This window comes from Streptomyces sp. NPDC058685 (genome assembly GCF_042714725.1).
Classification (GTDB): Bacteria; Actinomycetota; Actinomycetes; order Streptomycetales; family Streptomycetaceae; genus Streptomyces.
In genome coordinates this window covers 133,838-140,375 of record NZ_JBHXSL010000015.1, presented here as the reverse complement: position 1 = coordinate 140,375, position 6,538 = coordinate 133,838, and the positions used below count along the sequence as shown (strand labels likewise).

General features: G+C 72.3%; 5 protein-coding genes. 1 reads left to right on the top strand and 4 read right to left on the bottom strand.

What is annotated here, in order from left to right; genetic code table 11:
• Positions 1 to 76: 76 nt before the first annotated feature.
• The 4 genes from ACFWU3_RS15920 to ACFWU3_RS15905 all read right to left on the bottom strand — a co-directional run bounded on the left by ACFWU3_RS15920 (position 77) and on the right by ACFWU3_RS15905 (position 5,018).
• On the bottom strand, positions 77 to 1,921 hold the full coding sequence (locus tag ACFWU3_RS15920; RefSeq protein ID WP_384436905.1) for an alpha-galactosidase D: 1,845 nt from the start codon (positions 1,919 to 1,921) through the stop codon (positions 77 to 79).
• 7 nt (positions 1,922 to 1,928) lie between these two features.
• Positions 1,929 to 3,104 (bottom strand): ROK family protein, encoded by a 1,176-nt coding sequence (locus ACFWU3_RS15915; protein WP_384436902.1) that lies wholly within the window; start codon positions 3,102 to 3,104, stop codon positions 1,929 to 1,931.
• A 258-nt stretch (positions 3,105 to 3,362) separates the two neighbouring features.
• A complete protein-coding gene (locus ACFWU3_RS15910) occupies positions 3,363 to 4,253 on the bottom strand; it encodes an ornithine cyclodeaminase family protein (RefSeq protein ID WP_384436919.1) in 891 nt (296 codons plus the stop codon).
• A gap of 240 nt (positions 4,254 to 4,493) precedes the next feature.
• The gene (locus ACFWU3_RS15905; RefSeq protein WP_384436899.1) at positions 4,494 to 5,018 is read right to left on the bottom strand and encodes a hypothetical protein; all 525 of its coding nucleotides are present in this window, start codon (positions 5,016 to 5,018) and stop codon (positions 4,494 to 4,496) included.
• A 267-nt stretch (positions 5,019 to 5,285) separates the two neighbouring features.
• On the opposite strand from ACFWU3_RS15905, the gene ACFWU3_RS15900 reads away from it, so the two are divergent.
• Positions 5,286 to 6,407, top strand: a complete 1,122-nt coding sequence (locus ACFWU3_RS15900) for an XdhC family protein (RefSeq protein ID WP_384436896.1) — start codon at positions 5,286 to 5,288, stop codon at positions 6,405 to 6,407.
• Positions 6,408 to 6,538: the final 131 nt, after the last annotated feature.

Genomic DNA, 6,538 nt, shown 5'->3' with positions numbered 1-6,538 from the left:
GGGGGGGGGGGGGGGGGGGGGTGGCGGCGGGGGCGGCGGGGGGGGCGGGGGGGGCCAGCCGCCCCCGGCCGCCGGTTCAGGACCGCTGCTGCTGCGGGACGTCGATCCGGTCGATGTCGGGCGAGTAGCCGGAACCGCTGTCGAACGTGATCGTGTTGCTGCCGGCTTTCAGCGTCACGGGCACGCTGATCCTCTCGGCCGCGCCCCAGCCGCCGCTGGACGGGAAGTCCCAGGCGGCACCCGGCGCGCCGTTCGCGCCGACCCGGATCTGCCGCGGGTCTCCGGAGGTGTAGGCGACGTTGAGGACATAGGTTCCGGCCTTCTTGACGACGACCTCGTTGAAGCGGAGCGAGCCGCCGACGTACAGGTTGCCGACCTTCTTGCCGCCCGAGCACTCGTCGCAGCCGGCGACGGACGCGCTGCCGGCGAGCGTGTTGGCCGGGTCCTCCGCCTCGTAGGCCGTCATCGCCGGGGCCGGACCGCCCGGCTGGACGACGAACAGCCGTGAGCCGTGGGCCGGTACGGCCTGGGTGATCCCGCCGTTGTACCGGCCGAGGTTCTCCTTGTTCCACACGTCCCGTACGGAGGCCCGGCCGCCGAAGCCGAGGCTCGACCAGTCGGCCGTGACCGCCGCCGGGGTGTCACCCAGGTTGAACAGGGCGACCGTGTACGTCCCGTCCGGGTTCTTCGCGCCCCACACCTGGCTGTCGCCGGCGGTCACCGGCCGGGCCGCCGGGGAGGGCTGCTGATTGAGCTTCAGCACCTCGCGGTTGGTGAGGAGGGAGAGGCCGTAGGAGTCCAGCCGGGTGATGTCGTCCCCGGTGTACAGCGGGGACTTGGAGATCGCCCACAGGGTCATGTAGCTCTGGCGCTCGGCCTTGGTCAGCCCGTCCATCGCACCGTTGCCGACGTTCAGGGAGTCCAGGTCGTTGAAACCGCCGGGGCCCCCGTGCCGGGTCCACGCCGGAGTGTCGCGCCACCGGTCCTCGACGGAGTTGTCCCACGTCACCAGCGTGTTGCAGTAGCACTCGACATCCGTGTCGATACGCCAGCCGTTGGAGGACTTCTTCCAGTCGGCTATGTAGTCGACATCCAGCGACCACGAGAGTTCGAGATGGATGGGGCGTCCGGCGGTGGCGACGGCCTGCTTCCACGCGGCGATGTCCGCGCGGTTGTCGTAGTTGTCCCCGCTCTTGAAGGAGCCGGGGCCGACGCCGTCGATCTTCAGGAAGTCGTAGCCCCAGTCGGCGAACAACTGCGCCTGGGAGTCGATGTACTTCTGGGCGCACGCCTGCGAGAAGTCGATCTTGTAGGCGCTGTCCCAGCCGTTGGTGGTGCGCAGATCGCCGTGGACGATGTCGCCGGTGGTGCAGCCGGGGGCGTTCCAGATGGGCACTCTGCCCTCGCCGTACGCCTCCTTCTCCAGGCCGACCGGCAGATAGATGCCCGCCTTGAGGCCCTTGCGGTGCAGACGGTCGGCCACCGCCTTCATCCCGCTCGGGAAGCGCTCCGGGTCGGCCTGCTGCCGCCCGTACGCGTCGAAGTGCGGCTTCCACTGCCAGTCGCGCCACCAGCCGGCGTCGATGTTGACGTACTCGTAGCCGTAGGGCTTCAGCTTGGCGGCCATGGCGTCCGCCTGCTTGATGACGTTGGCCTCGGTCAGATAGCTGTAGTCACCCCGCGGGTTGAGACCGGGGTACTTGCTGGACTGCATGGACCAACTGGTCCATCCCATGTACGGCTTCTGCGCGAGGGCGTCCTGTGCGGGGGCTTCCTGCGGCTGGGACACGGGCGCGGCGGGGACGGCGGCGGCCGGTCTCGGTGCCGACGCCGTGGTTCCGGTGGGGGGCGCGGCCGAGGTGAGGGCCGTGGCGACGGCGAGTGCCACGGCTCCTGAGGTGAACGCTGCGGGGGACAGCATGGGGCTCCTATCGGGGTTCGGATCCGATGAACGTCTGAATCGCGGCGGCCGCGGCCCCCCGGGCCCATTCCTCGAAGGGCAGCGGACGGGTCGTCACCTCGCACCGGGCGGCGGCCCCGAAGGCCGCCGCCCCGAAGGCGTCACGAATGTGCTCGGCGAACAGGTCGTACGCCGCGAGTCCCTCGCCCGAGATGATCACGCGCTCGGGTCCGAGCAGATTGACCACGGCCCCGATCGCCCGCCCGATCGCCTCACCGGCCCGGGCGTACGCCTCCCGGGCGCCCGCGGCACCCGCACGGGCCAGTTCCAGGGCTTCGGCGGAGTCGGCCACGGGCCGGCCGGTGTCCTCCCGGATGCGGCGCAGAATCGCGGAGTCCGAGGCGATCGCCTCGACGCAGCCGGTGTTGCCGCAGTGACAGACCGGCCCCCGAGGGTCGATCGGGAGATGGCCGATCTCACCGGCCACCCCGTGCGAACCGGAGACCACACGGCCGCCGACCACGAGTCCGCAGCCGATACCGGCGCCGACCGTGACGACGGCGAAGTTCGCGCATCCGACGCCTCCGCCGAACCATTGCTCGGCGATCGTCAGGGCACGGACATCGTTGTCGACGGTGACCGGGAGCCCTGTCGCCGCCGACATCAGTTCGGCCAGCGCGATGTCGCGCCAGCCGAGGAAGGGGGAGTAGTGCACGATCCCGGCGGAGCGGTCGACATCCCCGGACACGGCGACGCCGACCCCCTGCACCGCGACGCCGTAGCCCTGCGCCTCGGCGACCAACTCCTCGGTCAGCGCGGTGATGAGCCCGATGACATCGGTCGGCCGCTGCGTGGTGATCGGTGCGTGGCGCGCGGTCCTGATGCGGCAGCACAGATCCGTCAGGACGGCGATGACCTCGTCGCCGGTCACCTTGACGCCGATGAACAGGGCCCGGCCGCCGTCGACCTGCACGGGATTGGCGGGACGCCCGACCGATGCGCGCACCCCGTCGTCCTCGGTCTCGATCACGTAGCCCGCCTCCATCAGCGGGCGGACCGCCTTGGTCACGGCGGCGGAGGAGAGCCCGGTGCGGCGGGCGAGTTCGACCCGGGTGAGCGGGCCCTGGGAGAGCACGGTGATGAAGACGGCGGAGGCGGCCGGGGTGGCCACCGGGAACGTCTCCACACGGTACGTCGACGGCATGGCGGGAAACGTAGGTGAGTTAATTTCCGCTGTCAATAAAAGAAACCGAAACCGTGGGAACAGACGCCGCCGGTGCGGTGAGGCCCTCAACTGCCCGGTCGGGAGGCCCGGTTGTCCGACGGTTTCGGCGGCGGCGCCCGTGATGCGCGGAACGCTCGGGCGCGTCGGCGATGTGCCGGGGCGGCAGACGCCGGTGCGCACGTCCGGGACGGGCCGGCGGCCCGGCGGCCGAGTCGGCCAACGCCGTTGACCGCGCGGTCAGTTGCGCAGAGCCTCGTACGCCACGCCCGCCAGGACCAGGTCCTCCCATGCCATCCCGACGCTCTTGAACAGCCGCGGCCGGGAGCCGTCGACCCGTGCCTCACCCCGCGCGAGCCCGGCGAAGGTCACGAGCTCGTCCGCATGCAGCGCCCCCGACTCGACCGCGAGCACGACATCACCGGCCTCGCGGAGCGCGGCGGTCCGCGCCTCCACCACCACGGTCGAGCGGCGCACGGTCTCGTCGTCCACCTCGCGTGCGTCGAGCTCATGGGAACCGACGGCGACGACCGTCGCCCGCGCGGGCAGTGCCGACCCGTCGAACAAGGGAGCACGGGCCGTGGTGCAGCAGGCCACCAGGTCCGCGCCCGCCACCGCGTCCGCGGTCCCCGCCTCGACGACCACGTCCGCTGCTGCCTCGTACTGTCCCAGGAAGCGCGCCAGTCGCTGCGGGTCGCGGCCGACGACCGTGATGTGCCGCAGCGGCCGGATCGCCCGCAGGGCCTCGACATGACTGTGGGCCTGGGGGCCGGTACCGAAGACGACCAGGCGTTCCGCGTCGGGCGCGGCGAGCAGGTCCGCCGCGGCGGCGGACACCGCCGCGGTGCGTACGGCGGTCAGGGCGATCCCGTCGAGCACGGCGACCGGAGCGAGTGTCCCGGCGTCCAGCAGCAGGTAGCTGCCCTGGATGCGGGGGAGTCCGCGGTCCGGGTTGGCCGGCGCGACGGAGGCGATCTTGACGCCCGCATAGCGGCCGGTCTGCGACGGCATCAGCAACAGCTGTCCGTGCTCGACGGGGACCACGGACCGGGCGGGATCGGACTCCGGGTCCAGCCCGTCGCGCAGAGCCTGTTGGACGGCGGCGATGGCCGAGGCCATGGGCAGCGCGATGCGTACCGCGTCGGCGCCGAAGAACGATCGCGCCGTCGTGCATCAGGTCCTCCGGGGGAGAGCTGGTCCGCCTGCGCGGCGCGGCGGACACCGGAGCGGCCCGGGGGATCGGCCGGCTCCGGCGTCCGCGTCGCACCTGTCCTGACGAGAACGGTCTCGCCTGACGCGAACAGTCTCGGCCGCGTCGGGCCCGTCGCGCGACCCCACCCCCGGCGGACCCCAGGCGCGGTCGGACAGCCCTCAGGCGCGGTCGGGCCCCTGTTCCCGTACCTCCTCGACATGCCTGAGCGAGTCGCGCAGATCGGTCAGCCAGGTGTCCGCGTTGCGCTGGACCAGACGGACGCACCAGGCGAGGGCATCGCTGCGGCTGCGGGCCACACCCGCGGCGATCAGTGTGTCCAGGAGCTGCCGCTCCGGCTGGCGCAGCCGGGTCATCGTCGGCGCGGAGACGGTCGTGAACATGGTCCGCAGGCCGCCGCACTCGACGCCCCACGAGACCTTGCGCCCGAACTTCCGCTCCGCCTGCCGTGCGACCTGCACCCGGTCGTCGCGGGTGCGCTCCCTGAACTCCGCGGCACGGCCTTCCCGCGCCGCTTCCCGTTCCGCGGGTGAGACGTCGTCGGCGAGCTCCGGCTCGGGTATCCGGCCGACGACGGTGATCTCCTCGCGGTCCACCGTCACTTCCAGGAGCTCGGTGAAGAGCCCGTCGGGCAGTCGCCCGGCGAACCAGCCCCGCAGCACCTGTTCCTGCTCTTGAGTGATCATGTAATTCAGATTACATCCACACCTCGGGAAGCGGGAGAGGGATCAGCCCAGGGCGTAACGGAGCCGGGGCGCCTGGTGGATCACCGCTGAGCAACGGCTCGCGCGCCCTCGCGGCCGGTCCTAAGGTGGCGTCTGTGAGAGCGGAACGGCTGCTCTCTGCTGCCCCCGCCGCCGGGTTGCCCGGCACCGCGGGTCCCGTCGCGGCATCGAGCGGCGCCGGGACGGCCGCGCCGGAACGACCGGCGGCCGTGGTGAGAGGTGCGGCCCATGCGTGAGATCCTCCCGACGCTCCGTCAGTGGTACGAGGCCGGCGCCACCTTCGGTCTCGCCACCGTCGTCGCCGTCAGCCGCAGCGCCCCCCGGGGTCCCGGTGCCTCGATGGCGGTGGGACCGGACGACCAGGTCGTCGGCAGTGTCTCCGGGGGATGCGTCGAGGGCGCGGTCTTCGAACTCGCCAAGGAAGTCGCCGAGAGCGGCCGGGCCCGGCTGGAGACCTTCGGATACAGCGACGAGGACGCGTTCGCCGTGGGCCTCACCTGCGGGGGTGAGATCACCGTCCTCGTACGCCCGGTGTCGGCGGCCACCGACCCGTCCTTCGGCGAGGTCGCGGCGTCGGTCGCCGGCCACCGCCCCGTGGTGGTCGCCACCGTCGTCGACGGCCCCGCCGCACGTGGCGCAACCCTCGCCGTGTGGCCGGACGGCGTGTCGGGCTCGCTGGGCGCCACGGGACTCGACGCGGCGGTCACCGACGACGCCCGCGGCGAACTGGCCCAGGGCGCGACCGGGCGGCGCCACTACGGCCCGCACGGCGAACGGCGCGTGGACGACGTCACGGTCTTCCTGCACTCCTTCGCCCCGCCACCGCGGATGCTGGTCTTCGGCGCGATCGACTTCGCGGCCGCGGTCGCGGGCATCGGCGCCTTCCTCGGCTACCGGGTCACGGTGTGCGACGCCCGCCCGGTCTTCGCGGACCCACGACGTTTCCCCGACGGCGTCGAGGTCGTTGTCGACTGGCCGCACCGCTATCTGCGCACGACCGGAACGGACGACCGTACGGTGCTGTGCGTGCTCACCCACGACCCCAAGTTCGACGTACCGCTCCTGGAGGTGGCCCTGCGCTCACCGGCCTCGTACATCGGCGTCATGGGCAGCCGGCGCACCCACGAGGACCGCATGGCCCGCCTGCGGGAGCGGGGCCTGACGGAGGACGAACTGGCCCGCCTCCACTCACCGATCGGCCTCGACCTCGGCGCCCGCACACCGGAGGAGGTGGCGGTCTCGGTGGCGGCGGAGATCGTGGCCCTGCGCTGGGGCGGTACGGGCACACCGCTGGCCCGGACGGCGGGGGCGATTCACGGGGCGCGGGTGTCGGGGGTGAAGTCGGTCTGAGGGGGGTTCGACGGTGCTCGACGCCGGCCCGGTGGTCGGCCGTTGGGCCATCCACGTCGTTGGACGCCCGTGGAACCGAGGCGACGCCGCCGCGCGTGATGTCACGAATGTGTGGGTCGTGTTGAGGCCCA